The sequence below is a fragment of the Kribbella sp. NPDC058245 genome, from assembly GCF_042882005.1.
Lineage (GTDB): Bacteria > Actinomycetota > Actinomycetes > Propionibacteriales > Kribbellaceae > Kribbella.
The window spans coordinates 94,652-120,921 of the sequence record NZ_JBHVWY010000018.1; the positions used below are offsets into that span (position 1 = coordinate 94,652).

Sequence of the window (26,270 nt, forward strand, 5' to 3'; positions counted from 1 at the left end):
ATGCGCCCAGCGTACGGGTCAGTGTGCGCCGACCCACTCGCTGGCACCGTCGGTGAAGTGCTGGTGTTTCCAAATCGGGACCTCGGCCTTGAGCTCGTCGATCAGCTGCCGGCAGGCGGCGAACGCGACGTCCCGGTGCGCGGCGGCGACCGCCACGACGACGGCGGCGTCCCCGATCCTCAGGTCACCGATCCGATGAACGGCGGCCAGAGCTGTCACGGCCGGGTCCGCACAGATCCGCTCGGCCACCAGCCGCAACTGCTTCAACGCGTCCGGATGGGCCTCGTAGCTCAGCCGGTCGACGGGCTTGGACTGGTCGTGGTTGCGTACGGTCCCGATGAACAGAGCAGTACCGCCTGCTGTGGGGTCGGACACAGCGGCCAGCACCTCGTCGCTGGACAGCGCCTCCGCGCGGATGTCCAGAAGCCTGATCGGGTCGCTCATGTCCCCCATTCTCCCCTGACATACCACCCTGGTTCACCACACCCCCGTTCGCCGGAGGCGGAACCGGCCGGTGGAACCAGTACGTTGGAGTTGTACGCCGTACCCGCACAGGAAGGCCACTCCGATGAGCGACGAACCGGACAACCCGTTCAAGGGAACTCCGTTCGAGGCCATGTTCCAGCAGTTCTCCGGTGCGGCCGGCGCGGGTGGCACGCCGGACCTGAACGCGATCTTCGCGCAGGTCCAGCAGCTGCTGAGCGGCTCGACCGACGGCAGGCCGGTGAACTGGGACCTGGCCAAGGACATCGCGCGCAAGACAGTGTCGGCCGCCGGGGACCGGTCGATCACCGCGACCGACTCCGACCGGGTCGCCGATGCGGTCCGGCTGGCCGAGCACTGGCTGGACGAAGCCACCACGCTCCCCGAGGTCTCCACCACGTCCGCGGCCTGGAGCCGCGCCGAGTGGGTCGAGAACACGCTGTCCGTGTGGCAGACAGTCGTCGACCCGGTCGCCGAGCATGTCGCCGGTGCGATGGGTGGCGCGCTGCCCGCCGAGGCCCAGCAGCTCGCAGGCCCGATGCAGGGGATGCTGCGTCAGCTCGGCGGTTCGATCTTCGGTGCTCAGGTCGGTCAGGCGCTCGGTGAGCTCGCCGGCGAGGTGGTGAGCTCATCGGACATCGGGCTGCCGCTGGGGCCGACGGGGCAGGCCGTTCTGCTGCCCGACAACATCGTGAAGTTCGCCGAGGGCCTGGAGCTGGCGGACGAGGACGTCCGGCTGTATCTCGCGCTGCGTGAGGTTGCGCACCAGCGGCTGTTCGCGGGTGTGCCGTGGTTGCGGCAGCACCTGTTCGCCGCGGTCGCCGACTACGCGGCCGGTATCGAGGTCGACCGGGGCAAGATCGAGCGTGCGATGGCCGACATCGACCCGCAGAACCCGGAGGCCATGCAGGAGGCGCTGGCCGGTGGGCTGTTCGAGCCCGAGGACTCCGAGCAGCAGAAGGCGGCGCTCGCCCGGCTGGAGACGGCGCTCGCGCTCGTCGAAGGCTGGGTCGACGACGTCGTCCGCCAGGCAACCAAGGATCGGATGCCGGCCGCCATCCAGCTCGCCGAGACGGTACGGCGTCGTCGTGCGGCCGGTGGTCCGGCCGAGCAGACGTTCGCCACGCTGGTCGGTCTGCAACTGCGTCCCCGCCGGCTTCGTGACGCCGCGAACCTCTGGGCCGCCGTCCGGGACGCTCGCGGCGTCGACGGTCGCGACAACCTGTGGTCGCACCCGGACCTGCTGCCCAGCACCTCCGACCTCGACGATCCGATCGGTTTCGCCCAGCACGCCGGCGAACTGTCCGACATCGACATCACCGACTTCCTCGACAACCCGACGGACGACGGACCCAAGGACGACGGCCCGGCGACCGAGAACCCCGACAACAAGTAGGCGGCCCCGCCTGCGGGGACCCGGCATCAGAGTTGGGATGCTGGGCGGGTGCTTCATGACGATGCGGTTGAGGTTCTGACTCGGTGGGATGCGCCTGCAGGTGAACAGCAAGACCTGCGGGCGCATTACCTACGCCATCTCGCCGAACATCCGGACGGGATGTGGCGGGAGTGCCGGCCTGAGCACCTGACCGCTAGCGCGTTGGTGGTGGACGGAGCCGGTGAGCGGGTCCTGTTGACGCTGCACCGGACGATCGGGCTCTGGCTCCAGCTAGGTGGGCACTGCGAGCACGGCGACCAGACCCTCGCCGGGGCCGCACTGCGTGAGGCAACGGAAGAATCCGGGTTGACCGGGCTCACGATCGACCCGATGCCGGTACGGCTCTCGCGGCACCAGATCCTGGCGGGCGGATGCGCCGGGACCTACCACCTGGACGTTCAGTTCCGGGTCACGGCAGCCGCTGGTACGGCGTACGTGGTGAGCGAGGAATCCTACGATCTCGCGTGGTTCGGGGTGGACGAACTACCGGCGGGTCTGGACGACTCGGTGCTGCAACTGGTCGCTAGTGGCGTCCGCTGAGGTTTTCGGTGAGCAGGTTGATGGTGAAGTCGAAGCGGTCGTGGCCGGTGCCTGAGGTCAGCTCGGTCGCGTAGCGCTGGGTGTTGGGGTAGCGATCGGCTGGCAGAGCGCTGAACCTGCTGATGACCTCCTCACGACTGAGCACCCAGTCGTCGCCCTCCTGCTGCTGCCGCTGCAGCACGACCGCGCGCTCCAACGCGTACGCGTTGACGTAGAGGGTGAGCGCATCGCGCGCCCAGGCAGCCGTCTGGGCGTCGAGTCCGCCGGCGAGCAGGATCGACAAGATCCCTTCACCGACCCGCAGCGTCTCGAGATGGGTCGAGACCACCGCCATCGCGGCACGCGACAAGCCGGGGTACTTCAAGTACTCGTCGCGGAGCTGCGCGTACACCTCGAGGAGCTGCTGCCGCCAGGTCTCCGGATCAGGCTCGGGCAGCACGATCCCGGCGTACAGGCGGGCGATGAGCAGGTCGTCGAGGTCGTCCTTGTTCACGATGTGCGCATAGAGGGAGGACGGGCCGGTCCCGAGGACGGCGGAGACCCGGCGGATCGTCAGCGCGTCGTACCCCTCGGTGGCGATGACCTGCAGCGCGGCGTCGGTGATCCGCTCCGCGGTGATGGGCTCCTTCCGCGGCCTGGCGGGCGCGGAATCCGCGAGCGGCTGCGCGTGACGGGCAGCGCGGCGTTGTCTGGGGTCGGCAGGCATGGTCATGACTATAGCTTGACACGAACTTAGTTCGAAGAGTAGAACATTGTTCGTGACTACCGAACAAAGTTCGTCAGAGCGCGCCACAGCTGATCTCCAGGCCGTCGCGCCGCTCCCCCTTCGCCAGGCGTGGCTCGTCCTCGTGGTCGTGGTCATCGCCGAACTCATGGACCTCATCGACACCAGCGTCGCCAACCTCGCCGGTCCGTCGATCCGCGCCGACCTCGGCGGTGGCCCGATGACCCTGCAGTGGGTCCTGTCGGCCTACACCGCCGCCTTCGCGCTCGGCCTGATCACCTCCGGCCGGCTCGGTGACCTAATCGGCCGCCGCCGGCTGTTCCTGCTCGGCATGATCGGCTTCACGCTCGCGTCACTGGCCTGCGGCCTCGCGCCCAGCCCGGCGTTCCTGATCGTCGCCCGCGTGTTCCAGGGCCTGTTCGGATCGGTGATGATTCCCCAGGGCATCGCCCTGATCAAGATCGTCTTCCCGCCCCAGCACCTGCGCAAGGCGCTGATGCCGATGGGCCCGATCATGGGCCTGGCCACCGTCGCCGGTCCGATCCTCGCCGGCTGGCTGCTGCACCTCGACCTGTTCGGCAGCCAGTGGCGCTCGATCTTCCTGATCAACATCCCGTTCGGCCTGCTGTCGCTCGCAATCGGCTGGCGCGTCCTGCCGCGCCACAGCGGCGAGGACCGCAACACCCGCCTCGACCTCGTAGGCGTCGGTCTACTCACCGTCGCATCAGCGCTGCTGATCGTGCCGCTCATCCAAGGTCGCGACCTCGGCTGGCCCGCTTGGACCTACGCGATGCTCGCCGGTGCCGTCGTCGCCTTCGCACTGTTCGTCGGCTCCGAGCGTCGCAGCCGCCACCCGGTCATCACGCCCTCGCTGTTCGGCAAGCGCAGCTTCGTCGTCGGCCTGCTGATCACCGGCGGTTTCTACGCTTCACTCAGCGCCTTCGTGCTGATCGTCAACCTGCTACTGCAGTCCGGCATGAACTGGACACCGCTGCAGACCGGCTTCGCCCTGATTCCCTGGGCCGCCGGTACGGCGATCGCCACACTGGTCTCCGGCGCAGTGCTCGCCGAGAAACTCGGCCGCGCCAACCTGCAGCTCGGACTCGCCATCGCCATCGTCGGCCTGCTCGGCCTCTGGTGGACCACCGCGCACTTCGGTGACTCGATCACGATCTGGAAGCTGACCCCGGCTCTGTTCCTGACCGGCGTCGGTGCAGGTCTGCTGTTCATCCCGCTGTTCGACTTCATCCTCGGCGATGCCACGCCGGCTGAGGTTGGTTCCGGTGCCGGTGTGCTCAACGCCGCCCAGCAGTTCGCCGGTGCCATCGGTGTCGCCGCTCTCGGCACCGTGTTCTTCAGCCGAGTCGGCCAGCCGTCGACGCACTCCTACTTCGCCGCCGCCCAGCTGGTGATGGCCATCTGCGCCGCGCTCTACCTGATGGCGCTCGTGCTCGTCTGGCTGCTGCCGAAGAAGTCCCAACAAGCCGGCCACTGAGCCGTGGACGGCGAAAGTCCTTACCTGCAAGGGATTTACGAGCGGCGCCGGGGTGAACACCTACCTGATGTGTTCACCCCGGCGTTACGTCTGTGGTGCCTCACTACTGCCCCACAATCCCCGTGCTCCCCCCGCTTTCCCCGTGCATCCCCCCGCTTCACTGCACCCCCCACTGCGGTACTGCGTTTCCCCCGCTGGTATTGCGATCCCCGTGCATTCCCCGTAGTACTGCGATCCCCGTGCGTACTGCCTTACCCCGCTGGTACTGCGCTTCCCCGTGCACTGCGATCCCCCGTGGATCCCCCCGCTGGTTCCCCGTGCTTCGGTGCATCCGCGGCCGACTCAGGGGTGGCCCCGGACGCGGCCCACTCCCCCAAGCGAGCCTGTCGCGACGGGTCTGCACCGTTTGCCGATCTCCGCCCCTGAACGGCACCGACGGCTGGTGCGGCCTCCCCCAGAAGCCCCCGCTGCATGGTGAACGAGCCACCACGGCGAAGGTGACGGGTCACTGACGACGAAGTAGAGATCTTGTCGCATCCCAGCCCTCGAGGCCGGGATCCAGTTGCGCTAGGTCAGCGGACGATCGCAGACGGTGCCATCCGGGGCCGACCGCGACCGCGTGCCGACGAGGCTTCACGGCCTCGAGTTCGGCGAGCGTGGTGTCGAAGGTCGGCGCAGCGTCCTGGACCCACGAGGCGATCGGGAGATTCACACCGATCGCGGCCAGGGAACCGTCGGTCGCCGGGGTGACGGCGATGTCGGCCGAGCCGAGGGCGCGGAACAGCTTGCCGATCAGCAGCCCCGGAAGATCCGGTACGTCGTAGCTCACTGCCACGACCGCGGCGGCCGGCCCGGCCAGCTCGATCGCACTCAGAACGGGGCTGGCACCTGAGACGGCATAGACCGGCGTACCGGGCCAGGTGAGGTCGCGGATCGTAGCCAGCGACGAGTCGTCCGCACCTACTACTGCCACAGCTACGTCCACCTGGGCCAAGTCGGCGAGGAGTTCGTAGGTGTCTTCGGCCAGCGCATGGTGCCAGGCGGTGGGCGTGCGGCCGGGCGGGGCCCAACTGGGAGCCGCCGGGACCACCATGACCACCACGCGTCGATCTGCGGAGGTGGCCATGGTGGTAGAGCGTAGCGTCAGACTTTGGGAGCCAGGAGTCCGCGCTGCAGCGCAGTCATGATGGCCTGGGCCCGGTTGGAGACTTCGAGCTTCTCGTAGAGGCGTGCCACGTAGGTCTTCGCCGTGGAGATGCTGACCGAGAGAGCGACCGCGATGTCGCGCACCGAGAGGCCCTGCCCGAGCAGGTCGAGGACCTGTGCCTCGCGCGGGCTCAGTAGAGCCTGCGTGGTCGAGTGGTCCCGACGGGCCATCGCAAGGCCCAGCCCGGTCGCGGTGAACGAGGTAGGCGCGACAGCAGCGTGCCTGATCGCAGCGACGATCTCGTCGGTCGGAGCGCTCTTCGCCACGAACGCGGAGACGCCGGACTCCAATGCGGAGAACAGGACGTCGTCCTGACCTTCCGGAGCGAGCAGGACGATGCCGAGCTCGGGATAGCGGTGGCGGAGGTCGCGGGCGAGGCGCAGCCCCGCCAGGTCGGGTGGCGAGACGTCGAGGACGACGACGTTCGGGCGCTCGGACAGGACCATCCCGAACACCTCTGCCCGTCGGCCGCTGTCACCGACGACGTCCAGGTCGGGTTCGGTGCCCACCAGGCCGATCAGGCCGTAGCGGACCAGTGTGTGACCGTCGATGACGACGACCTTGACCAACTCGTTCATGGATCCCCCCGCGGACCAAACTACGCAGCGTGATGCCTTCGCGATAGAGGCCGGAGCCCGCGGTGTTACTCGACACGACACCATCAGCCGGCGCGCCACCAGCCGAGGACGGTCACCGCACGCCGGCCTGCGTCGGGATGCGCAGGGTCTGCGTCGACCAAACCGATCCGCGCCTGCAGCGACGGCCTGCCGCTGGCGGGGCAGAGCAGTGCGCCCGGACAGATGTACGCCGTCAGCTGTACCCCGAACGTGAACCCGGGCGAGTCGTCCGGTCGACTGATCACCACGCCGGACAGCTTTCCCGTCGCCGTGATCCGCAGTGCTCGCACTACAACCCCGCCAGACACGACAGGCGGCGTACCGGGTGCGACTGTCAGATCGAGTACGCCCAAAGGCGCATCCACCGTTCCTTGGACGAAGACTGGTCCAGAGACCAGCGCACAAGCGCTTGTATTACTGGGATACGGCCCCGCAGTCACGCACCCGTCCGCAGCGCGCAGTGCCGGTGCGGTGTAGCGGAGTTCCAGCCGTACGGCGTCGATGTCTTCGGTGTCGTCCTTCGCAGCGAGCCGTGCAGTCAGTGCGATGCTCAGACCGTCGAAGGACCCGTCGTACACGGCCTGCGCCAAGGCATCCGAGTCGAGCGGCACGGTCTCAGTCCGGTACGCCGTTCCGCCCGGTCCGCCGGCGACCGACGCAGCGACCGGCGTACCGGCTCCCACATCGACCGACAGATCCAGCCGGTCCGCCGTACCGGGGTCGCTGTGCCGATGGGTGATCTTCAGCGCCGCCGACTCCAGCACTGATCCGGACGGGATCGCACTGCCCGGCTTGTAGCCACTGAGCGTAAGCGGCGCACTGTCATTGACCGCCGTGCTCTTCCAGCTAGCAGCGACCCCGTCTACAGCAGACAACCGTGCAGGAGTCGCGGTGAGGCCGAACTTGCTCAGCAGCGACACCGACGTCGGCCGACCGTCCAGAGCGGTGACACTCTCCGCACCGCTAGTCAGACCCTGTACGGCGATCGGTGGCTCGGTCGCGGAGTAGGTCCCACACAGCTCAGCCCTACCGCCCTTGACGACCAGCCGACTGTCGCCGCCGAACACGAACCGGACACCGTCAGCCGCACCGTCCAGTGGACTCGCACAGGCGTCGGGGAACGTCCCGGTCCGCGTGCCGCCGACGAGAGTGCCGCTGTCGATCGTCCACGCATGTGAGCCGGTCGCCAGGAGTGGGTTCTCGGAGTTGTGGAAGTCGAAGTAATAGGTCCCGGGCTTGAACCACCAGGTGCTGCCCCGGCAAGGACTGTCACTCTTCATGAGTGCAGTCAGCCCGGCAGCATCGTCGTAGTAGCCGGGAAGGAAAGTGACGACCGCATTGGGCGTCGTGCAGCTCGGCAGTGCGCGATGACCAGGCACCGACGAGATGGCCGGGTACTCCGGGTCGCTACCGGACGTGGACAGCAAGCCACTCGTCTCGAGCTGACCGGCCAGCACGGAGACCGGAGAGTTCGCCACGACGGTGCCGTGGATCTGCAGCGTCGAGTCCGCTGGCTGGTCAACCACCAAGCCGCTCTCTCCGGGGATGCGCCCCAAGGCGAGTACCGCGTTCGTCGGGCGGTTGCAGCAGTTGACGACGACCTGTTTCGGGTCCGGCCGACACGTCACCGCAGCAGAGTCCAGTCCGTTGAACAGCACCAGCGACAACGTGTCGGACAGCCCGAAGCACTTCTGCCCTGACTCGCCGTTGTAGGAGCTGTTGCGCAGGTTGTTGATCGCAGCCTCCATAGCGCCGTCCGAGGCGTACGACGCGACGGTCTGATCACGGAGACTCTTCGACACCCGCTCGGCGGTGTCTGCCCGAGACAGCAGTGCAGACAGCGCGGTAGCGATCACCGTGATCACCACGAGGACCAGCAGCAACGAGGACCCACGCTCGTCACGCGACCTCACGACTGCCTCCGCAGCCCACTCAGCACGACCGGGTAGTCACCAGCAGCCGGCTTCGTCAGCACGAAGCGCAGCGTGACACCGAGCGGCACGTCGGTCGACGTACACGCGGTCGAGCAGCTCACCGTGAGGCTGCCCGGTTTGATGTTCGCTGCTACTCGAACATCAGACGCGGGCGCCGTACTGGGGGCGAGACAACTCGCCCGATGCAGTTCGCCCTCCTGAAGGTAGTACGCAACCACCGCAGTACGTCGAACTGCCGGCGTGACCGACGTGTCCCAGTGATCTGACAGCAGGCGGATCGCCGCATCAGGCAGCGGACCGCAGGTGACTCCACCCGCGGACGCTCCAGCATCAAGCTGCACCGACTGTTTGAACGGCTGCGCGCCGTCCGCCCCCACGGTGCCGTAGTCGCGCAGCCCCATCGCTGCAACGTCACGGGCGAAGTACGTCGCTCCCAACTGCTCATCCTGGGCCATGTCCATCCGGTCCGACGTCGCACTGATCTGCCGCAACGCTGTGGTCACCAGATCGGCGAGAGCCAGCGTCACGACCCCCATCAGCGTCATGGTGATCACCAGCTCGACCAGAGTGAAGCCCCGCTCGGTCCGTCTCACGCGCACGGCGGATCCTCAACCCGGCAAGGCTTCCGCAGTACGACGTCCAGCGTCTGTGCCGCACGTCCGTCCGTACTCGCAACAGCCACCCGCACTCGCTGCAGCCCACGGTCCGGCAGACACAGCGGCAGCCACAACGCACCGGTCCAGTACTGCACCGACCCGCTGACCACCTTCGCTGTGAACCCCTCCGGCACAGCAAACCCCGGTACGGCGTACGTGGTGGCGCACGCCATGTAGTGGCCGTTGGCAACGTAGTTCTGCAGCGCCTCGGCGTAGTTGCGCACCGTCGCCACCGCAGTCGCCTCTTTGCGCTGGGTATCCGACATGAGCACCGTGGTGGTCAGTCCGGCCATCACGGCCACAATGGCCACCCCCATCAGTGCGATGGCGACGACCAGCTCCAGGAGGCTCTCACCCCGCTCACGCATCAGCCCTGCACCTGCCGGAAGATCCCGTACATCGCCGATACCAGTGCGATCGCCACGAAGCCGACCACACCACCCATCACCAGGATGACCGCCGGCTCGAACAGGCCGATCAGCTTCTTCAGCTTGTAGTCGAGCTCACCCTCGTAGTACTGCGCGGTGACCTCGAGCTGGGCGTCGAGGGTGCCGGTGTCCTCGCCCACGCGGAGCATCTGCGCGGCTGTGGTCGGGAAGAGTCCGGTGGCGGCCAGCGGCCGAGCCAGACCCTCGCCCTGCAGCATCGACTCCATCACGCGCCCCAGCGAGCGCCGATAGACCCGGTTGGGCAGTGAGCCGGTCGCAACCCGCAGCGCTTGCGGCAGCTGGACACCCGCGCCGACCATGGACGACAGAATCCGGCAGAACCGCTCCACCAACGCGTACTGGACCGTCGGCCCGATCACCGGCAGCGCCAGCACGATCCGATCGCGCAGGTAGCGGCCGGCCGTCGTACTGGTTGCGTAGACGAGCGCAAGGATCAGGATGCCGGCGCCGATCATCAGCGCCCACCACCAGCTGCTCAGGAAGTTGGTGATGCCGAGCAGGATGCGGGTGGGCAGCGGCAAGGTCGCACCGAGGCTGTCGAAGAACACCCGGAACCGTGGCAGCACAAAGCCGGCCAGGACAATCAGAGTGACCACGGACATCGCTGCGACGACCGCTGGGTAGATGGTGGCCTGCTTGATCCGGCGACGCGCTTCGAGGTCCCGTTCCAGGTATCGCGCGAGCTGAGCGAGCACGGTGTCCAGCCGGCCGCTCAGCTCGGCGGACCGGAGGATGCCGCGATAGAACTCGGGAAAGATCCGCGGGTGCCGGTCGAAGCAGTCCGACAGCCGTTCGCCATCCCGCAGGCCGTCCTCGACCTCCAGCATCATCCGGCGCACGGTGGAGTTCTCTGCTTCGCGGGCCAGGCTGTGCACCGACTCAGTGAGCGGTAGTCCCGCAGCGACGAAGGCGCCGAGCTGCCGGGTCAGGTGCATCACCTCTTCCCGTTTCACTCGCCGGGCGGTGATCTCCAGCTTCAGCAGGCTTGGCTTCTCGGTCAGCCGGACGTTGCGGAGCTCCCGCTCGTACAGGGCCAGCTCCGCGTCCTCACGGCTCTCGGCACGCGTCGTACCGCGTTTGGTGCTCCCGTCAGCCTCAACTGCGACGTATGCGTACCTGGTCATCGCATCCCTACTGTGTAGATCGACCGGAGCACCTCGGCGACAGTGGTGATCCCTGCCTGCGCCAGCCGGGCGCCCTCCTCCTGCAGCGAGCGCATGCCCTCGTAGCTGGCGACCTTGCGCACCTCCGCGAGTGGTGCGCGATCCACCACGAGCTCTCGGATCGGATCGGTCACCGCCAGCAGCTCGTACACCCCAGTCCGCTCGTGGTAGCCGGTCTGCACGCAGAAGGTGCAGCCGGTACCGCGGACCAGCCCACGAGCCGGCACTTCGGCTCCCGCGCTCTGTAGAAACGCCACCTCAGCAGCTGGTGGTTCGTAGTACGAGCGACAGCTCTCGCAGACCTTGCGGATCAGCCGCTGCGCAATCACTGCACTCACCGACGAGGCCACGAGGAAGTTCTCGATCCCCATGTCCAGCAGGCGATGCAGCGCGGTGGCAGTGTCAGTGGCGTGCACCGACGACAGCACCAGGTGCCCGGTCAAAGCAGCCTGTACGGCGATGCGCGCGGTCTCGGAGTCGCGGATCTCGCCCACCAGGATCACGTCGGGGTCCTGGCGCAGGATCGCGCGCAGACCGGTCGCGAAGGTGATCCCGCCGGCCTCGTTGATCTGGATCTGGTTGATCGAGGCGTAGCTGTACTCGACCGGGTCCTCGATCGTCATCACGTTCCGCTCCGGACTGTCGATCTCCCCGAGCGAGCCGTACAGCGTGGTGGTCTTGCCACTCCCGGTCGGTCCCGCGCAGATCACCATCCCGTACGGCGTGCGCAGTAGCGCCGAGTACCGCTCGGCCAGCTCCGGTGACATCCCGAGCTCTTCGAGTTGGAGCAGTGCACGGCTCTTGTCGAGCAGCCGCAGCACCACCTTCTCGCCGCCGACCACGGCTGCGGTGGAGACTCTGATGTCGACGTCGCGTTCGGCCACCTTCATCCGGATCTGGCCGTCCTGAGCCCGCCGGCGCTCGATGATGTCCAGATCGGCCAGCACCTTGATCCGGCTGACCACAGCCGGCCCGATCGCGCCAGGCAGCTCGACCAGATCGCGTAATGCGCCATCAACCCGCAGCCGCACGCGGACGACGTCGTCGTGGGGCTCGATGTGGATGTCGGACGCCCGCTCCCGCAGACCCTCCTTGATGATCCGCTGGACGACCTCCACCACGGGCACGTCCTCGGTGTGGTCCTGTCCGCTGTGCTTCATGAGACCGCCTTGGCACGTGGGCGGAGCTCGATCTCTTTCGGGTACGAACTGCGCGCGTACGCGTCCTCGACCGAGATGTCACCGCTCTGCACCAGAGCAGACAGGGACTGCTCCAAGGTGATCATCCCCTCGCGCCGGCCGGTGACGAGGGCGTTGCGCAGCTGGTGCGTCTTGCCTTCCTTGATCAGGTTGCGGATACCGGCGTTGGCGACCATGACTTCGAACGCCGCGACCAGTCCGCCACCGGTCCGCGGTATCAGCCGCTGGTGAACCACTCCGCTCAGTGCTGCGGCCAGTTGCACCCGCACCTGGGACTGCTGCTCCGGCGGGAAGACGTCGATGATTCGCGCGAGTGACTGCGCGGTGTCGTTGGTGTGCAGGGTCGCGAAGACCAGATGGCCGGTCTCGGCGATGGTGAGAGCGAATCTGATCGACTCCAGGTCCCGCATCTCACCCACCAGCAGTACATCGGGGTCCTCCCGCAGGGCAGCGCGTAGTGCGTCTGGGAACGAGGCTGTGTCGCTACCGACCTCCCGCTGGTTCACAGCGGACTTCCGGTGCTCGTGGACGTACTCGATCGGGTCTTCGATGGTGATGATGTGGCAGGCCCGCTCGGTGTTGATCTGATGGATGATCGAGGCCAGCGTGGTCGACTTGCCCGAGCCGGTCGGCCCGGTGACCAGCACCAGCCCCTGGAACGCGCGGACGAAGGTGCCGAGGACAGGCGGCAGCCCTAGCTCCGACATGGTCGGGATGCTGCGCGGAATCACCCGCAGTGCGACAGCGGTGTCACCGCGCTGGGTGAACGCGTTCGCGCGGATCCGGGCGTTGTCCCGCCAGGAGAACGAGAAGTCGTGCTCGTACGTCGTCTGCCAGACGTTCGAGCGGTGTGGATTGAGGATCTCCGCCAGCATGGCGTCGGTGTCGCGCCGGGTCAGCGGTGTTCGGTCGGCCACCGGCCGCAGCACGCCGTGAACGCGTAGCTGCGGCGCCATGCCGACAGTGAGGAGCAGATCGGTACCACCGGCGTTCCAAAGCTCTTCCAGCAACAGATCGACCCGGCTACCGGGCACGGGGATGCGCATGAGGTCCCTTCGGCATGAACGGCAGGACTGCCCGGAGTGGACCGGCCCCCTCAGAGCCGGTCCGCCCCCTGGGAGGGGACTCAGGTGCAGGCGCCGGTAGCCGTGACGCTGCCGTTGACGCCCAGACCGATCGTGTAACCGGTTCCGGCCGGTTTGCTGCGCAGCAACTGGTTGACGCCGGAGGTGAGCTCGAGCCAGCCGGGATCGCCGGCCGGCGGATAGGCGCCGTTCTTCGCGAAGTACGCCTCGACGGCCACCTCGACGCTCTTCTTGTCGGTCTTGCACGCGGCGGCGTTACCGCGGTCCTGGATGCCGGAGACGGCGAAGACGACGATCCCGGACAGGACTCCCAGGATCACGATCACGACGAGCAGTTCGATCAGGGTGAACCCGGATTCGCTCTTGGTCCGGGTTGGGCGGTGAATGCGTGCGACGACTGCCCGAAGGCGGTGGTTCATGGTGCTTCCTTCACGGATGCTCCGCAGGCGACGGAGACGGGGTCTATCAGGCGCGACAGCGCGCGGACCCGACTCAGCTCGACCCCTGTAAATCCAGCTGAGCCCGGCTCACATCCCCCCGGATGAGCACCCGCTGCCGGTCACAGCCTGATCGCTCAGGGACCTGCGTCACAGCGGGTGAACGCCCGACGCTACCGACCACCCGGCCGACACCTGTCAGCCAAACGGCCGACAGTCATCCCTTGATCGTCTGGTGGAGCCGGAGTGCGACTTGCAGGTTCAGACTGCGCTCCGGCGACTGCCATTCGGTGCCGAGTAGCGCAGTGACTCGGTCCAGTCGCTGCTGCACGGTGTTGGGATGGATGTGCAACTCAGCAGCAGCTCTGGTCGGACTCTGCCCAGCTGCGAAGTACGCGTGCAGTGTTCCGACCAGGTCGGTCCCCCGCTGTGCGTCGTACTCGATCACTGCACCGAGGACGTGCTGAACATGAGCCTGTACGTCGACCTCCGGCGCACCGACCAGACCGGCGACACCCAAGTCATCGGGCGTCGCCGCCTCGTTGCACCGACCGAGCCGCACCATGGTCGTCGCCAACCGTGTCGCCTGCCGGTGTGCGGCCACCACATCGCTCCAAGCCGTGGGACCCACGACTGCAATGGTCACACCCTTTGCGACCTCAGACAGGTCGCGGGCTGCCGTCACTGCGTCGGTCCGCGCGAGGAGGAGCACCAGGTCCCCGCCGTACGGGCCGGACAGCACCAGCTTGTCTGCAAGCGGCGCAGACAACCGAGCCCGTACGGCGCTGTGGTCGCCGCGGCAGACCGCCACCACGAAGTGGTCGTGGACTGGCGCCAGTAGGCGGAGCCGCTCGGTCAGAGCACGCACATCACCGTTTCCGCTGAGCGCATCAGTCAGGAGGTCGGCCTGTGCACGCTGCGACTGCTCTGCGGCCTGGCGGCGGAACAGGAGGACGAGTGCGGTGACCACAGCCGCGCGTTCGACGATGCGCTGGTCTGCACCGGACAGGTCGTCGACACCGCCAATGACCAACGCACCAAGCCGTTCACCCTTGGCCGTGGCGGCTACGACCCAACACTCGTCAGCTCGGGTCAGTCGGCCGGACGACGACTCCTGCCACGGCACCGTCGTACCGGAGGCGCAGCCGGCCACTGCGAGTTCGTTGCCGACAGCATCGACCAGGACGACCCAGACGCCGAGCAACTCGGCCAGTGCGGCAGCAACCGCATCTACATCGCCACCCGACAGCACGAGGTCGGCGAATCGATCATGCGCCGCCGCAGCGTGCTCAACACCCGCATGAGCCTCAGACAGCTGGTCGAGAGCCACCGCAGTCTCGGCCGCCGCGCGCACCTGCACGATTGTGACGGCCGCCAGCGCAGCGAGCGAGCCGAGCAGCAACACCTCTTCCCGGCTGAACGGACGAGCAGTCCGGTTCGAGGCGAACAGCACGCCGACAAAGGCGTCGTCCACGAGCAGGGGTGTACCGCAGATGGCGATCAGGCCCTCGTCGCCAACAGCGTGGTCGATCGGACCGGTGTGCTTGAAGCGCTGATCGGACGGATAGTCGGTAGTCCAGTACGGCCGACGGGTGGATGCGACCAGTCCGCCCAGACCAGCTCCCGTTGGCACTCGCAACTGCTGGAAGGCAGCGGACAGCGATCCGTCGGTTGCCCGCATGTAGGTGTCGCCACGCGCCTCGTCGTACAGAGTCAGGTAGGAGACGTCCGCGCCGACCAGCGTGCGCGCCCGATGCACGATGGTGTCCAGTACGCCGCTCGGGTCGCTGGCTGAGGCCAGTTCGCGAGCTACCTCGACCAGTGCGGTCAGCTCGGCCTCACGCTTCTTGCTGGCGTCGATACCGGCCCGGATGCGCAGAGCGAGGTCCCGGGCGACCGCATCCTCACCTGCCACCCGGGCCAACTCGCTACCGGACGCGTCCTCGGCCAGTAGCCGCAGAAGGTCCCTCATCCTCGCGATGATGCCACCTACAGCGTTGTCAGGTCTCGCTTGCTGGTTTCGGAGTACAGGGTGACTGCGAGAATCGAGATCACCGCGCAGACGGCGACGTACACGGAGATCGCGTAGCCGGAGTCATACGCCTTCAGTAGCGCGACTGCGATGAACGGTGCGAGGCCACCGGCGATGATCGAGGCCAACTGGTAGCCGACGGACACACCTGAGTAGCGCACGCGCGTTCCGAACAGCTCGGTGAAGAACGACGCCTGCGGTCCGTACATGGCACCGTGCAGCACCAGTCCGACAGTCACTGCGAGTGTGGCGAGCCCGAAGTTCTTTGTGTCGACCAGTGCGATGAAGACGAAGCCCCAGACCCCCACTCCGATCGCACCGATCAGGTAGACCGGCTTGCGACCGATGCGGTCCGACAGCGCACCCCAGAGTGGGATGGCGCAGAAGTGGATGGCTGCGGCGATCAGAACGGCGTTCAGCGCAAAGGACTTCCCCAGGCCGAGGTGTTCCTTGGCATAGGTCGCGATGACGATCGTGAAGATGTAGTAGCTGACGTTCTCCGCCATCCGCGCACCCATCGCAGTCAGCACCTCACGCGGGTAGCGCGTCAGCACCTCGACCAGCGGCATCCGGTCCGCCGGCTCCTGCCGAGCACGCGCCGCCTCGAACACCGGCGACTCCTCGATCTTCAGCCGCACCCACAGCCCCACCAGGACGAGCACTGCGGACAGCAGGAACGGAATCCGCCAGCCCCACGCGTTGAACGCGGACTCCGACTGAAAAGCCGCCAGCCCAGCCAGTACGCCGTTGGCGATCAGCTGACCCGCCGGAGCACCAGCCTGCGGCCAGGACGCCCAGAAACCACGCCGTGCCGGATCACCATGCTCCGACACGATCAGTACGGCGCCTCCCCACTCACCGCCGAGCGCGAAGCCCTGGATGAGCCGCAGCACGGTCAGCAGGATCGGAGCGAGCGCACCGACCTGCGCGTACGTCGGCAGCAGGCCGATGGCGAAGGTGGCGACCCCCATCATCAGCAGGGACAGCACCAGCAGGTTCTTGCGGCCCAGCCGGTCGCCGAAGTGCCCGAACACCACACCGCCGATCGGACGGGCGAAGAACCCGACCGCAAAGGTGGCGAAGCTCAGCAGCGTCCCCGTGAGCTGTTCACCCTTCGGGAAGAACAGATCGCCGAAGACGACCGACGCTGCGACGCCGTACAGGAAGAAGTCGTACCACTCGACCGTCGTACCGACGAGGCTGGCACCGACGATGCGAACGATGGAGCCACGCGTGCGGACCGGTTGTGTTGCTGTCATGGGGCCCTCCTAGAGCTAGTGGGCGGTCCAGCCGCCGTCGAGTACGAATGAGCTCCCCGTGATGGAGGCAGAGGCCGGACCGCACAGCAGTGCGACCAGCTCCGCCACCTCAGCCGGCTCGATCAGTCGTTTCACCGCGACTGGTTCGAGCATGACGTTGTTCAGCACCTCGGGCTCGGTGAGACCGTGTGCCTTGGCTTGGTCCGCCAGCTGAGCTGTGACGAGCGGCGTCCGGACGTAGGCCGGGTTGACGCAGTTGCTGGTCACACCGTGCGCCGCACCTTCCAGTGCGACGACTTTGCTGAGTCCTTCGAGACCGTGCTTGGCTGCGACGTACGCCGCCTTGAACGGGCTGGCCCGCAGTCCGTGGACCGAGCTGATGTTGACCACGCGTCCCCAGCCCACGCCGTACATGTGTGGAAGCGTCTGGCGGATCAGCCGGAACGGTGCCTCCAGCATCAGCCGCAGCAGGTAGCTGAAGCGCTCCGGTGGAAACTCCTCGACCGGAGCGACGTGCTGGACCCCAGCGTTGTTCACCAGGATGTCCACGTCGGTGGGCAACCCAGCAAGCCCGTCCAGGTCAGACAGGTCCGCCACGACCGGCTGCACCCGCGAGGACCCGCGGACGGGGACCCGGTCGACGGCTACGACATGGAGGCCGTCCGCGACGAGCCGTTCGACACAGGCAGCACCGATACCGGAAGCGGCTCCGGTAACAAGGGCGCGACGGGTCTCCATGGCCGATGACTGTAGGAATCCACGACCCTCAGCACTATGGGATCGGAGCACACACCCCGACGGCAGATCGTGGGGGCTGACGCCACCTACAGGCCCACGCGAGCAGCGAAAGCGACCAGCTCGTCGCGCTGCTGCGACGGGTCGGTCGCCGAACTGCTCACGACCAGGCGGGTCACGCCCTGCGCCGCGTACGCCTCGACCCTCTCGGCGGACACGTCGATGGACGCCCAGCGGGTGTACTCCAGAGCGTCGGGATCGCGACCGGCCTGTACGGCGCTCTCCCGGGCGAGCCCGAACTGGACTCGCCGCTCTTCGTCGCCGAGCGCTCCACCCGGGAAGTACCCGTCCCCACGTCGCCCGGCCCGACGAGCCGCCGCCTGACTCGATCCACCGACATGGATCGGCAGGTGCACAACGTCGAGCGGCTTCGGATAACTGCAGACGCTCTGGAAGCGGTAGAACTCACCATCGAAGCTGACGCCGTCCGCACCGCCCTCCCACAGCAGGCGAAGGACGTCCATCGCCTCGTCGGTACGGCGTCCTCGGGTGCCGAAGTCGACCCCCACGGCCTGGGCTTCCGCCGGCAGGCTGCCGACGCCGATCGTCAGCAGGCGCATCCGGCCCTTCGAGAGGTGGTCGATCGTCGCCAACCGCTTCGCCAGTCCGACCGGGTGGTGATACGGCAGGAGCAGCACCCCGGTTCCGAGCAGGATCCGCTCGGTGGCCGCGGCCACGAAGGTGAGGCAGTCCAACGGGTCGGGGTACGGCAGGGTCGACGGGAGCGTCATCCCGCCGAGCTGTGCGCCGGGCGACAGCGCCACGTGTTCCGGCACATAGATCGCCTCGAAGCCCGTGTCCTCGGCAAGCCTCGCGAATCCCACCAGGCGGTCCGGGTCCGCCCCGAAGAACGGCAAGCTGTAGCTGATCGCGAACTTCATGGCGCCACCCTAGAACCTTGCCCCTGGGGTCAACGCAACCCCGAGTTCGGCTATCAAGGTCACCTCCGGTGATAGGTGGATCTATCGTGGAGACATGGTCGATATCGAACAGCCGAAGAAGAAGGCGGCCGGCGTCCCCGCGGTGCTGTCGTCGTTCAAGTTCGGCTTCCGTGAGATGGGCCCGGCCCGGACCGGCAAGGTGTTCCTGAAGATGAACCAGGACGGCGGCTTCGACTGCCCGTCCTGCGCCTGGCCCGATCCCGACCACAAACGCAAGCACGCGGCCGAGTTCTGCGAGAACGGCGCGAAAGCGGTGGCCTGGGAGGCGACCCGCAAACGGGTACCGCGCGCGTTCTTCGCGGAGAACTCGCTCGAGCAGATCCACGAGATCTCCGAGTTCGACCTCGGCAAGCTCGGCCGGATCACCGAGCCGATGCTGCTCCGGGCCGGTGCCACGCACTACGAGCCGGTCGGCTGGGACGAGGCCTTCCAGGTCGTCTCCCGGCACCTGAAGGCGCTGCCCGATCCCGACGACGCCGTCTTCTACACCTCCGGCCGGACCAGCAACGAGGCCGCGTTCCTCTACCAGCTGTTCGTCCGCGCCTACGGCACCAACAACCTGCCCGACTGCTCGAACATGTGCCACGAATCCTCCGGTACGGCGCTCAACCGGGTGATCGGCAGCGGCAAGGGCGCGGTCACCCTGGAGATGCTCGAAGAGTCCGAGCTGATCGTGATCGTCGGCCAGAACCCGGGCACCAACGCGCCGCGGATGCTCAGCCACCTCGAGATCGCCAAGCGCAACGGCGGCGACATCGTCTCGGTGAACCCGCTGCCCGAGCCCGGCCTGATGAACTTCAAGAACCCGCAGAAGGTCAGCGGCTGGGTCGGCAAGGGGACGGCGCTGGCCGACCAGCACCTGCAGATCCGGATCGGTGGCGACCAGGCGCTGTTCCTGGCCATCGGCCACCTCTTGCTCCAGGCCGAGGCGGACCACCCCGGCACCGTGCTGGACAAGGACTTCGTCGATTCCCACACCAGCGGCTTCGAGCTCTACGCCAAGCACAACGCCGAGCTGGACTGGGACGCGGTCGAGCTGGCCACCGGGCTGCGGCGGGCGGAGATCGAGGAGCTGACCCAGCGGTTCGTCAAGTCCAAGGCGACCGTGATCTGCTGGGCGATGGGCCTGACCCAGCACCGCGAGGCGGTCGCGACGATCAGCGAGATCGTCAACGTGCTGCTCCTGCAGGGCAACATCGGCAAGCCGGGCGCCGGCCCCTGCCCGGTCCGCGGGCACTCCAATGTCCAGGGCGACCGCAGCATGGGCATCTGGGAGCAGATGCCGGACACGTTCCTGGACAAGCTGGATGCCGAGTTCGCGTTCACCTCACCGCGCGAGCACGGCATCGACGCGGCCGACACGGTCAAGCGGCTGCGCGACGGCTCGGTCCGGGTCTTCTTCGCGATGGGCGGCAACTTCGCCTCCGCGACTCCGGACACCGAGGTCGTGCACCGCGGACTGCGCGAGTGCGACCTGACCGTGCACGTCTCCACCAAGCTCAACCGCTCGCACACGGTCACTGGTCGCGAGGCGCTCATCCTGCCGACGCTCGGCCGGACCGACCACGACCGGACGCCGAAGGGTCCGCAGTCGGTGACTGTCGAGGACTCGCAGGGCGCGGTCCACTTGTCCACCGGCAACCTGACACCGCCCGCGCCGGAACTGAAGTCCGAGATCGGGATCGTCGCCGGGCTGGCACAACACGTCGTACCGGATGTCGGGCAGATTCCGTGGGCGGACTTCGCCGACGACTACAGCCTGATTCGGCAGCGGATCGGGCGGGTCGCGGACGGGTATGAGGACTTCGAGGAGCGGCTCCGGGCCAACGAAGGCGGCTTCCTGCTCGCGCATGCGGCGCGGGACAAGCGGGAGTTCAAGACCTCGGACACGAAAGCGCAGTTCACTGCGAGCGACCTGAGTTGGTTGCCGACGGCACCGGGCAAGCTGCTGCTGCAGACGCTGCGCAGCCACGACCAGTTCAACACCACGATCTACGGACTGGAGGACCGCTACCGCGGCATCCACGGCACCCGCGAGGTCGTGTTTGTGAACCCGGCGGACCTGGCCGAGCTGGGGCTGACCGACGGCGCGTACGTCGACATCGTGAGCGAGTTCCAAGGTGTCGAACGGCGCGCGTCCGGCTTCCGCCTGGTTTCGTACCCGACCGCCCGCGGCTGCGTCGCGGCGTACTACCCGGAGACGAACGTGCTGATGTCGGCCGACGACTTGGCCAAGGGCAGCAACACTCCCGTGGCCAAGGGCCTGACCGTCAGGCTCGAGCCAGCCGCATCCTGAGCAACGGTTGCGCGGCGGCCAGCCCGACGGCCGCGGCGGCGTTGATCAGCCAGAGCCCTTCGGGCCCGAGCGTCGCGAGCAGGTGGGTCACGATCAGCGGCGCGACGGTCGTGGCCACACCCCAGCTCAGCCCGAAGACAGCCAGGTAGCGAGCACGGCCGCCGTCGGGCGCCAGACCGGCAGCCTGCGTCAGATAGCGCGTCAGCAGAAATGTCTCGCCGACACTCCAGAACATCGAGGCGAGCAGGAAGATCGGCAGGCTGTTGGCGAAGGCGCAGACCACCAGACCGCCCGCGAGCAACAGGTAGCCGATGCTGAGCGCGCGGAAGTCGTCGAGCTCCACGCGCAGCAGTCGTTGGGCGGCAATCAAGGTCGCCGCGGAGACCGCGAGGATGATGCCAGTACCCGACGCGGACAGGTGCTGCTCCAGCAGAGTGAGCGGTACGCCGACGAGCAGCTCCATGTAGATCGTGGCGAACACCGTGCCACTCACGAGCAGCAACAGCAGCTTGCGGTCACGCCACACCGCAACCCGACCCACCTGCGCCCGATCCCGCCGTACATCGGCTGGCAGTGCAAGCATGACAAGCACAGCGCAGGTCAGACAGCTGACCGCGTCGGCGACGAACAGCCAGCGCAGGTCCCAGTGGCTGACGGCCGCGGCCAGCAACCCAGCCAGTACGCCGGCCACGGCCATCGCCGCGCCATAGAGCCCGTACGCCGCCGGCCGATCGGCAGGCTCGGTCGCATCGGCAATGGTGGCCTGACTCGGCGGCTCGTAGATCTCAAACGCCAGCCCCAGTACGACGGCCGCCACCGTCGCGGAGGTGAGGCTCGGACTCGCGGCGATCCAGAGCTGGGCGACCGCGCATCCGGTCAGACCGAGGACGATCGTCCGGCGGCGGCCGATCCGGTCGGCGAGGAATCCGCCGAGCAGGCGGGACGGGATCGTGGCGAGTCCGAAGAGCGCGACCACGAGGCCGGTCCGGCTCAGCGACGCGCCGAACTCCACGGTCAGCACGATCGCCAGGAACGACAGCGAGAACGCGCCGATCCGGTTCACGGCCCGGGCGGCCACCAGCACCCAGACCGTGGTGGGTAGGCCGCGCCACGGCGCGATCAGGGTCGTCACTGCGCTCATTCTCGACTCCATGACTGTCTAAGTGGCTATGATCGGTCACGCAGGTCTGAGCCTACGAAGGAGTGACGTGACTGGTCAAGTGTCTTTTGATAGTCATGCCCGGAGTGTGCTGGCGGCGTCGGTCGAGTACGTGAACCGGCTGACGCCCGGCTTCTCCGGAGGTTCGCCGTACGCCGGTCCTGTCGACGAGGCGCAGGCGGTGGCGGATTCGCTGGTGGCGATCGGCTACCCGCAACCACACGTGCGGCCAGAGGATGCGCAGCGGTTGGCCGAGTTGGCGCGGCGGATGCGGATCGTCTTCGAGGCGGCGCACAACGGCGACCTCGATCGAGCCGCGGACGAGATCAATGCCCTGCTGGTCGACACGAATGCCCGACCGAAGCTCGACAAGCGCGAGAAGGGTTGGGGCCTGCACTTCCACGGTCCCGACGACACCCTCGTCAACGGCTGGGCGGCCGGGTGCGCGGCCGGGCTCGCACTCGCGGTCGGCAGCGACCTGGCTGGCCGGCTCGGCGTCTGCGCGGCGCCCCAATGCGACCGCGTCTTCGTCGACACCTCGAAGAACGGCCAGCGCCGCTTCTGCTCACCCCAGTGCCAGAGCCGCGTCAAAGCCGCAGCCCATCGAGCCCGCCACGCGACTTAGGGTTGGGAGTTATGTCGACCACACTGCGCACCTACGTTCCCGAGGACGCCGTACCGACCTGGCAGGTCTACTACGCCGCGGTCCGGCGGACGGCCATTCGCGACTACACCGAGGAGCAGGTGCAAGCCTGGGCGCCGGACGCGGCGGACGTCGACGCTGACGCCTGGGCAGCTCGCCGGGCGGCCGCACACACCTACGTGGTCTGCGTGGACGACATCGTGGTGGGGTTCAGCGACTTCACCGACGACGGCTTGCTGGACATGCTGTTCGTGCACCCGGACCACTCAGGCCGCGGCATCGCCCGCATGCTGGTCGAGAAGGTGCAATCCGAAGCCGGCAAGCGCGGACTGACCCAACTGATCACCCACGCGAGCCGCACAGCCCGCCCTGCCTTCGAGTCCTTCGGCTTCGTCGTCGACCGCGAGAACCCGACGAACCAGACCCGCAGCGGCGTGATCATCCCCAACTACGACATGCACTACGACCTGCCCTGACGCGCCGTACTGGCGCTGGGCATCCTGTTGATCCCGTCGACTCCCGGACGGCGTCCCGGATCCCCGGTAAGCACCGGCCGCTCGAAATCGGTGTTGTCGACCACCAGATCCGCGAGTGACTGCGGGTCCACCTGGTCGACGTACAGGCGTTCTCCGGGGATGTACCTGGTGCGGTAGCGCTCTTCCGCAGCGGCGGCGGAGTCCATCCACGCCTGGTCCCGCTCAGTCCCCCGGCGCAGCACGACATCGAAGTCGACGTGCACGTAGATGCGGAAGTCCCAGTGGTCGACGAGCTCCGGCCGCAGCGAGAAGCACCCGTCGGCCACGAGCACCGCATCGATGGCTGCCGTCTCAACGGGCACATCGAGCGCCGTCTGCGCATTCGACGTCCGCATCCCCGAGACGTAGCGGCGATCACCACCTGGCCCGAGCGGCAGCAGCAGCTTCGAGACGATCGCGTCGAGGTCCGACATCTCGTAGTAGTAGCTCTCCGGCGACTCGATCGGGTACCTCGTCCGGAGCGCGGGCGCCGTCTTGAAGTAGTCGAGCCCGACCCGGATCACCTCCCGATCGGACCGCTCCCCCAGTACGACGGCCAACTCGTCGGCGAGCGTGGTCTTGCCCGCCGCGGACGGACCGTCGATCACCACCCGCACCGGATGCGCCCGTTCAACAGCCAGCACGAGCCCCGCAAGCTCGCCAACAACCCCAAGAGACGCCACCCCACCAGTCTGCCGGTCTCACCCCTCACGTCCGAAAGATCGCCGTACACAGTCGGCGAGTTCTCGGACGCTAGCTTCACGGCGACACCGCCCCTCCGCGCAAGCCGGTACGACGTTGAGCACGGCTCAGCCACCTTTCCGGCGCGAAAGTGGTCGACGGGTGCTCAAGGTGAACGGGCCGCTCGACCTTGAGCACGGTTCAACCATTCCGCCGACCGCCGCGTGGTTGAGCGGTGCTCAAGGTGGGTGGGCCGCTCGACCTTGAGCACGGTTCAACCCTTTCGCCGGCCCTCGCGTGGTTGAGCGGTGCTCAAGGTGAACGGGCCGCTCGACCTTGAGCACGGTTCAACCGTTTCGTCGGCCGTCGCATGGTTGAGCGGTGCTCAAGGTGAACGGGCCATCCGACCTTGAGCACGATTCAGTCACTTGCTGGGCCCGAAAGCGGTTGGTGGGTGCTCAAGGTGGACGGGGCGTTCGACCTTGAGCACGGTTCAACCGTTTCGCCGGCCGTCGCGTGGTTGAGCGGTGCTCAAGGTGACTCGCGGGCTGCGACTGCTGCGGCAAAGTCAGGGGATATCGGCTCAAGTTGACGGTTCTCCCCTGAAATTTTGAGGGGAGAAGGGTCCGTTTCAACGGATATCCCCTGAAATGGCGAGGGCCGGCACACGACCCGAGCCGCAGCCGACGACCGCTGCCGACGCTCCGGCCGGATCCGGTACGGCGGCGTCGGCGGACCCCTCGAACCCGCAACGTCCGAAGGACCGGAGGGCCCGCCTCCGGACGTTCGGACGTTAGCGCCACACCCCATGACGTCCGAAGGAACGGAGGGCCCGTCTCCGGGCGTTCGGACATTCGCGCCACAGCCCCCGCAACGTCCGAAGGACCGGAGGGCCCGTCTCCGGGCGTTCGGACGTTAGCGCCACAGCCCCATGACGTCCGAAGGAGCGGAGGGCCCGTCTCCGGGCGTTCGGACGTTAGCGCCGCATCCCCCGCAACGTCCGAAGGAACGGAGGGCCCGTCTCCGGGTGTTCGGGCGTTAGGGGGCGCGGCGGGTGGCGAGGGCCGGCGGTAGGGGATGGCTGGGGCCGTGTGTGGTCGAGTGACTACTTAGGGTTACTGGGTGGTGCCGGGGTGCGGGGTGGTCAGAAGTCTTCTAGGTCCAGGGAGGAGGCGGCGGAGACGCCTTCCAGGTAGCCCTCGGCGCGCTCGGCTTTGGGGTAGCGGTGGACCAGTTTCCAGAAGGCCGCGTCGTGGGAGGGCTCGACCAGGTGGGCCAGCTCGTGGACCAGGACGTAGTCGACGACCCAGGCCGGCATCGACTGCAAACGGGTCGACAACCGGATGGATCGGTCCGCCGGAGTGCAGGATCCCCACCGTCTGTTTTGGTTCGAAACCCACCTCACAGATGCAGGTTCGGGCACTTCGGGGAGGTGGCGACACGCGAGTTCGTGTGCTCTGGCCAACAATTTTTCGTCCGACACGCGGGACCGGCTGCGCTGCTTGTCGAGCCGCGCGAGCATGGTCTCCACCCAGCGCGCCTCCTCGGTGGCCGAGAGCCGGTCCGGCATCAGCACGATCACCCGCTCACCGTCACGGTAGGCGCTGACGGTCCGCTTGCGCCGCTTGCTGCGCCGGATGTCGACGTACGGCGGGATCGGGCCCGGGGTCGAGCGCGGTGCGGAGTCGGCCATGGGTCAAAAACTACCTCCCGAATCCGACAACTTTCTTACGTCCACATCCTGTGCACAGACGTTTTCGCAGGTCAGACGCCACTTAGGGACCAACCGGATTCCGGTTGTTCACACCTTGTTCCCCCACCCGTCCACAGTGCCGCGCGGCGCGTCCCACAGCTTGCTCACAGAGTTATCCACAGGGGTGGACAACGCGGGCTTGTGATCGGGGCGGCCGTCTCCTAGCGTCTTGCCCAACAGGCTCCCGGACCTTCTCCGGAGCCGCCCGGAGGGGAAGCCGAGCGGTTTCGGAGAAGGCCTCCCGGGAGCCTGTTCCGTGCTGGCGAAAGTTTCGGAATGAGCTTTCCCAGGCGGCCTCGGGCGGGGCTCAGGCGGCGGAGTGGGCTTGAGCACGGCTCAGAAGGCCGTAGGGTGAATCCCGATTGGGCCGAACGGCCTACGGCAGGAAGGTCTGCCGTTAGCATCCACGACCGGCTCGGTGACAACCCCGGGCTGATTTCAGAACCAAGGAGAGGGCCCTCATGGCAGAGACCTGGAGCGGCGAGTTCTACTGCGTCAAGTGCAAGGCCAAGCGCACCGCCGACGGCGAGGTCAAGGTCAACGACAAGGGCACGCGCATGGCGAAGGCCAAGTGCCCCGAGTGCGGTACGAACCTGAACCGGATCCTCGGCAAGGCCTGACGTACCACCTGCGGGGGGGGGGGGGGACGGAAAAAGGCCGTCCCCCCCCCCACACCCCTCTGTTGAGCACCCCCCCCCCCCCTCCCAGCACCCCCCCCCCCCCCCGCTTTGTTGGCCCGGAAAAACGGGGGCGGTTTTTGCCTTCCCCCCCA

At 67.4% G+C, this 26,270-nt stretch carries 25 protein-coding genes; 7 read left to right on the forward strand and 18 right to left on the reverse strand.

Annotated features, from left to right (window positions below; translation table 11 throughout):
* Positions 1-18: 18 nt before the first annotated feature.
* Entirely contained in the window at positions 19-444 is a 426-nt protein-coding gene (locus ACFVWG_RS34045; RefSeq protein ID WP_391547578.1) for a molybdenum cofactor biosynthesis protein MoaE, read from the reverse strand.
* 124 nt (positions 445-568) lie between these two features.
* Here ACFVWG_RS34045 and ACFVWG_RS34050 point away from each other — a divergent pair, with 124 nt between their 5' ends.
* Both ACFVWG_RS34050 and ACFVWG_RS34055 read left to right on the forward strand, forming a co-directional pair.
* Positions 569-1,879, forward strand: a complete 1,311-nt coding sequence (locus tag ACFVWG_RS34050) for a zinc-dependent metalloprotease (protein ID WP_391547579.1) — start codon at positions 569-571, stop codon at positions 1,877-1,879.
* A gap of 48 nt (positions 1,880-1,927) precedes the next feature.
* Positions 1,928-2,458, forward strand: coding sequence for an NUDIX hydrolase (locus ACFVWG_RS34055; protein WP_391547580.1), 531 nt, complete (start codon positions 1,928-1,930; stop codon positions 2,456-2,458).
* Here ACFVWG_RS34055 and ACFVWG_RS34060 read toward each other — a convergent pair.
* Positions 2,442-3,164, reverse strand: coding sequence for a TetR/AcrR family transcriptional regulator (locus ACFVWG_RS34060; RefSeq protein WP_391547581.1), 723 nt, complete (start codon positions 3,162-3,164; stop codon positions 2,442-2,444). The genes ACFVWG_RS34055 and ACFVWG_RS34060 overlap by 17 nt on opposite strands.
* Before the next feature lie 52 nt (positions 3,165-3,216).
* Between ACFVWG_RS34060 and ACFVWG_RS34065 the strand changes: the two genes are divergently transcribed.
* Positions 3,217-4,677 (forward strand): DHA2 family efflux MFS transporter permease subunit, encoded by a 1,461-nt coding sequence (locus ACFVWG_RS34065; RefSeq protein ID WP_391547582.1) that lies wholly within the window; start codon positions 3,217-3,219, stop codon positions 4,675-4,677.
* A 505-nt stretch (positions 4,678-5,182) separates the two neighbouring features.
* On the opposite strand, the gene ACFVWG_RS34070 is transcribed toward ACFVWG_RS34065, so the two are convergent.
* The 13 genes from ACFVWG_RS34070 to ACFVWG_RS34130 form a co-directional block, all read right to left on the reverse strand.
* Positions 5,183-5,803, reverse strand: coding sequence for a hypothetical protein (locus tag ACFVWG_RS34070; RefSeq protein WP_391547583.1), 621 nt, complete (start codon positions 5,801-5,803; stop codon positions 5,183-5,185).
* A gap of 17 nt (positions 5,804-5,820) precedes the next feature.
* Positions 5,821-6,462: a LuxR C-terminal-related transcriptional regulator gene (locus tag ACFVWG_RS34075; RefSeq protein ID WP_391547584.1), complete on the reverse strand. Its 642-nt coding sequence runs from the start codon at positions 6,460-6,462 to the stop codon at positions 5,821-5,823.
* Positions 6,463-6,545: 83 nt separating this feature from the next.
* The gene (locus ACFVWG_RS34080; protein ID WP_391547585.1) at positions 6,546-8,414 is read right to left on the reverse strand and encodes a hypothetical protein; all 1,869 of its coding nucleotides are present in this window, start codon (positions 8,412-8,414) and stop codon (positions 6,546-6,548) included.
* Positions 8,411-9,034, reverse strand: a complete 624-nt coding sequence (locus ACFVWG_RS34085; RefSeq protein WP_391547586.1) for a type II secretion system protein J — start codon at positions 9,032-9,034, stop codon at positions 8,411-8,413. Before ACFVWG_RS34085 ends, ACFVWG_RS34080 begins: the two co-directional genes overlap by 4 nt.
* Positions 9,025-9,459 (reverse strand): type II secretion system protein, encoded by a 435-nt coding sequence (locus tag ACFVWG_RS34090; protein ID WP_391547587.1) that lies wholly within the window; start codon positions 9,457-9,459, stop codon positions 9,025-9,027. The genes ACFVWG_RS34085 and ACFVWG_RS34090 overlap by 10 nt, the downstream gene beginning before the upstream one ends.
* A complete protein-coding gene (locus tag ACFVWG_RS34095) occupies positions 9,459-10,664 on the reverse strand; it encodes a type II secretion system F family protein (protein WP_391547588.1) in 1,206 nt (401 codons plus the stop codon). Before ACFVWG_RS34095 ends, ACFVWG_RS34090 begins: the two co-directional genes overlap by 1 nt.
* Entirely contained in the window at positions 10,661-11,863 is a 1,203-nt protein-coding gene (locus ACFVWG_RS34100) for a GspE/PulE family protein (protein WP_391547589.1), read from the reverse strand. Before ACFVWG_RS34100 ends, ACFVWG_RS34095 begins: the two co-directional genes overlap by 4 nt.
* Positions 11,860-12,948, reverse strand: coding sequence for a type IV pilus twitching motility protein PilT (locus ACFVWG_RS34105; protein ID WP_391547590.1), 1,089 nt, complete (start codon positions 12,946-12,948; stop codon positions 11,860-11,862). The genes ACFVWG_RS34100 and ACFVWG_RS34105 overlap by 4 nt, the downstream gene beginning before the upstream one ends.
* An 80-nt stretch (positions 12,949-13,028) precedes the next feature.
* Positions 13,029-13,406 carry a type II secretion system protein gene (locus tag ACFVWG_RS34110; protein WP_391547591.1) on the reverse strand — a complete coding sequence of 126 codons (378 nt, stop codon included), beginning with the start codon at positions 13,404-13,406 and terminating at the stop codon, positions 13,029-13,031.
* A 235-nt stretch (positions 13,407-13,641) separates the two neighbouring features.
* The gene (locus ACFVWG_RS34115) at positions 13,642-15,396 is read right to left on the reverse strand and encodes a helix-turn-helix domain-containing protein (protein WP_391547592.1); all 1,755 of its coding nucleotides are present in this window, start codon (positions 15,394-15,396) and stop codon (positions 13,642-13,644) included.
* 17 nt (positions 15,397-15,413) lie between these two features.
* A complete protein-coding gene (locus ACFVWG_RS34120; RefSeq protein WP_391547593.1) occupies positions 15,414-16,715 on the reverse strand; it encodes an MFS transporter in 1,302 nt (433 codons plus the stop codon).
* 15 nt (positions 16,716-16,730) lie between these two features.
* On the reverse strand, positions 16,731-17,453 hold the full coding sequence (locus ACFVWG_RS34125; protein ID WP_391547594.1) for an SDR family NAD(P)-dependent oxidoreductase: 723 nt from the start codon (positions 17,451-17,453) through the stop codon (positions 16,731-16,733).
* An 86-nt stretch (positions 17,454-17,539) separates the two neighbouring features.
* A complete protein-coding gene (locus ACFVWG_RS34130; RefSeq protein WP_391547595.1) occupies positions 17,540-18,391 on the reverse strand; it encodes a TIGR03619 family F420-dependent LLM class oxidoreductase in 852 nt (283 codons plus the stop codon).
* Positions 18,392-18,485: 94 nt separating this feature from the next.
* Here ACFVWG_RS34130 and ACFVWG_RS34135 point away from each other — a divergent pair, with 94 nt between their 5' ends.
* The gene (locus ACFVWG_RS34135; RefSeq protein ID WP_391547596.1) at positions 18,486-20,747 is read left to right on the forward strand and encodes an FdhF/YdeP family oxidoreductase; all 2,262 of its coding nucleotides are present in this window, start codon (positions 18,486-18,488) and stop codon (positions 20,745-20,747) included.
* Here ACFVWG_RS34135 and ACFVWG_RS34140 read toward each other — a convergent pair.
* Positions 20,722-21,888 (reverse strand): MFS transporter, encoded by a 1,167-nt coding sequence (locus ACFVWG_RS34140; RefSeq protein ID WP_391547597.1) that lies wholly within the window; start codon positions 21,886-21,888, stop codon positions 20,722-20,724. The two genes, ACFVWG_RS34135 and ACFVWG_RS34140, sit on opposite strands and share 26 nt — an antisense overlap.
* 67 nt (positions 21,889-21,955) lie before the next feature.
* Between ACFVWG_RS34140 and ACFVWG_RS34145 the strand changes: the two genes are divergently transcribed.
* On the forward strand, positions 21,956-22,531 hold the full coding sequence (locus tag ACFVWG_RS34145) for a CGNR zinc finger domain-containing protein (RefSeq protein ID WP_391547598.1): 576 nt from the start codon (positions 21,956-21,958) through the stop codon (positions 22,529-22,531).
* Between the two features lie 11 nt (positions 22,532-22,542).
* Complete coding sequence (locus ACFVWG_RS34150; protein WP_391547599.1) at positions 22,543-23,025, forward strand: GNAT family N-acetyltransferase; 483 nt, start codon at positions 22,543-22,545, stop codon at positions 23,023-23,025.
* On the opposite strand, the gene ACFVWG_RS34155 is transcribed toward ACFVWG_RS34150, so the two are convergent.
* On the reverse strand, positions 23,010-23,747 hold the full coding sequence (locus ACFVWG_RS34155; RefSeq protein ID WP_391547600.1) for a uridine kinase: 738 nt from the start codon (positions 23,745-23,747) through the stop codon (positions 23,010-23,012). The two genes, ACFVWG_RS34150 and ACFVWG_RS34155, sit on opposite strands and share 16 nt — an antisense overlap.
* 1,142 nt (positions 23,748-24,889) lie before the next feature.
* Complete coding sequence (locus ACFVWG_RS34160) at positions 24,890-25,438, reverse strand: YgjP-like metallopeptidase domain-containing protein (protein ID WP_391547601.1); 549 nt, start codon at positions 25,436-25,438, stop codon at positions 24,890-24,892.
* 521 nt (positions 25,439-25,959) lie between these two features.
* Between ACFVWG_RS34160 and ACFVWG_RS34165 the strand changes: the two genes are divergently transcribed.
* Positions 25,960-26,118, forward strand: coding sequence for a DUF5679 domain-containing protein (locus ACFVWG_RS34165; protein ID WP_012922897.1), 159 nt, complete (start codon positions 25,960-25,962; stop codon positions 26,116-26,118).
* Positions 26,119-26,270 lie beyond the last annotated feature (152 nt).

Excerpts from the sequence above, each read along its gene's own strand:
- ACFVWG_RS34045 (WP_391547578.1), bottom strand. The coding sequence starts at position 444 with ATGAGCGACCCGATCAGGCTTCTGGACATCCGCGCGGAGGCGCTGTCC.
- ACFVWG_RS34050 (WP_391547579.1), top strand. The coding sequence starts at position 569 with ATGAGCGACGAACCGGACAACCCGTTCAAGGGAACTCCGTTCGAGGCC.
- ACFVWG_RS34060 (WP_391547581.1), bottom strand. The coding sequence starts at position 3,164 with ATGCCTGCCGACCCCAGACAACGCCGCGCTGCCCGTCACGCGCAGCCG.
- ACFVWG_RS34070 (WP_391547583.1), bottom strand. The coding sequence starts at position 5,803 with ATGGCCACCTCCGCAGATCGACGCGTGGTGGTCATGGTGGTCCCGGCG.
- ACFVWG_RS34075 (WP_391547584.1), bottom strand. The coding sequence starts at position 6,462 with ATGAACGAGTTGGTCAAGGTCGTCGTCATCGACGGTCACACACTGGTC.
- ACFVWG_RS34090 (WP_391547587.1), bottom strand. The coding sequence starts at position 9,459 with ATGCGTGAGCGGGGTGAGAGCCTCCTGGAGCTGGTCGTCGCCATCGCA.
- ACFVWG_RS34095 (WP_391547588.1), bottom strand. The coding sequence starts at position 10,664 with ATGACCAGGTACGCATACGTCGCAGTTGAGGCTGACGGGAGCACCAAA.
- ACFVWG_RS34100 (WP_391547589.1), bottom strand. The coding sequence starts at position 11,863 with ATGAAGCACAGCGGACAGGACCACACCGAGGACGTGCCCGTGGTGGAG.
- ACFVWG_RS34105 (WP_391547590.1), bottom strand. The coding sequence starts at position 12,948 with ATGCGCATCCCCGTGCCCGGTAGCCGGGTCGATCTGTTGCTGGAAGAG.
- ACFVWG_RS34110 (WP_391547591.1), bottom strand. The coding sequence starts at position 13,406 with ATGAACCACCGCCTTCGGGCAGTCGTCGCACGCATTCACCGCCCAACC.
- ACFVWG_RS34115 (WP_391547592.1), bottom strand. The coding sequence starts at position 15,396 with ATGAGGGACCTTCTGCGGCTACTGGCCGAGGACGCGTCCGGTAGCGAG.
- ACFVWG_RS34120 (WP_391547593.1), bottom strand. The coding sequence starts at position 16,715 with ATGACAGCAACACAACCGGTCCGCACGCGTGGCTCCATCGTTCGCATC.
- ACFVWG_RS34125 (WP_391547594.1), bottom strand. The coding sequence starts at position 17,453 with ATGGAGACCCGTCGCGCCCTTGTTACCGGAGCCGCTTCCGGTATCGGT.
- ACFVWG_RS34130 (WP_391547595.1), bottom strand. The coding sequence starts at position 18,391 with ATGAAGTTCGCGATCAGCTACAGCTTGCCGTTCTTCGGGGCGGACCCG.
- ACFVWG_RS34135 (WP_391547596.1), top strand. The coding sequence starts at position 18,486 with ATGGTCGATATCGAACAGCCGAAGAAGAAGGCGGCCGGCGTCCCCGCG.
- ACFVWG_RS34140 (WP_391547597.1), bottom strand. The coding sequence starts at position 21,888 with ATGAGCGCAGTGACGACCCTGATCGCGCCGTGGCGCGGCCTACCCACC.
- ACFVWG_RS34150 (WP_391547599.1), top strand. The coding sequence starts at position 22,543 with ATGTCGACCACACTGCGCACCTACGTTCCCGAGGACGCCGTACCGACC.
- ACFVWG_RS34160 (WP_391547601.1), bottom strand. The coding sequence starts at position 25,438 with ATGGCCGACTCCGCACCGCGCTCGACCCCGGGCCCGATCCCGCCGTAC.
- ACFVWG_RS34165 (WP_012922897.1), top strand. The coding sequence starts at position 25,960 with ATGGCAGAGACCTGGAGCGGCGAGTTCTACTGCGTCAAGTGCAAGGCC.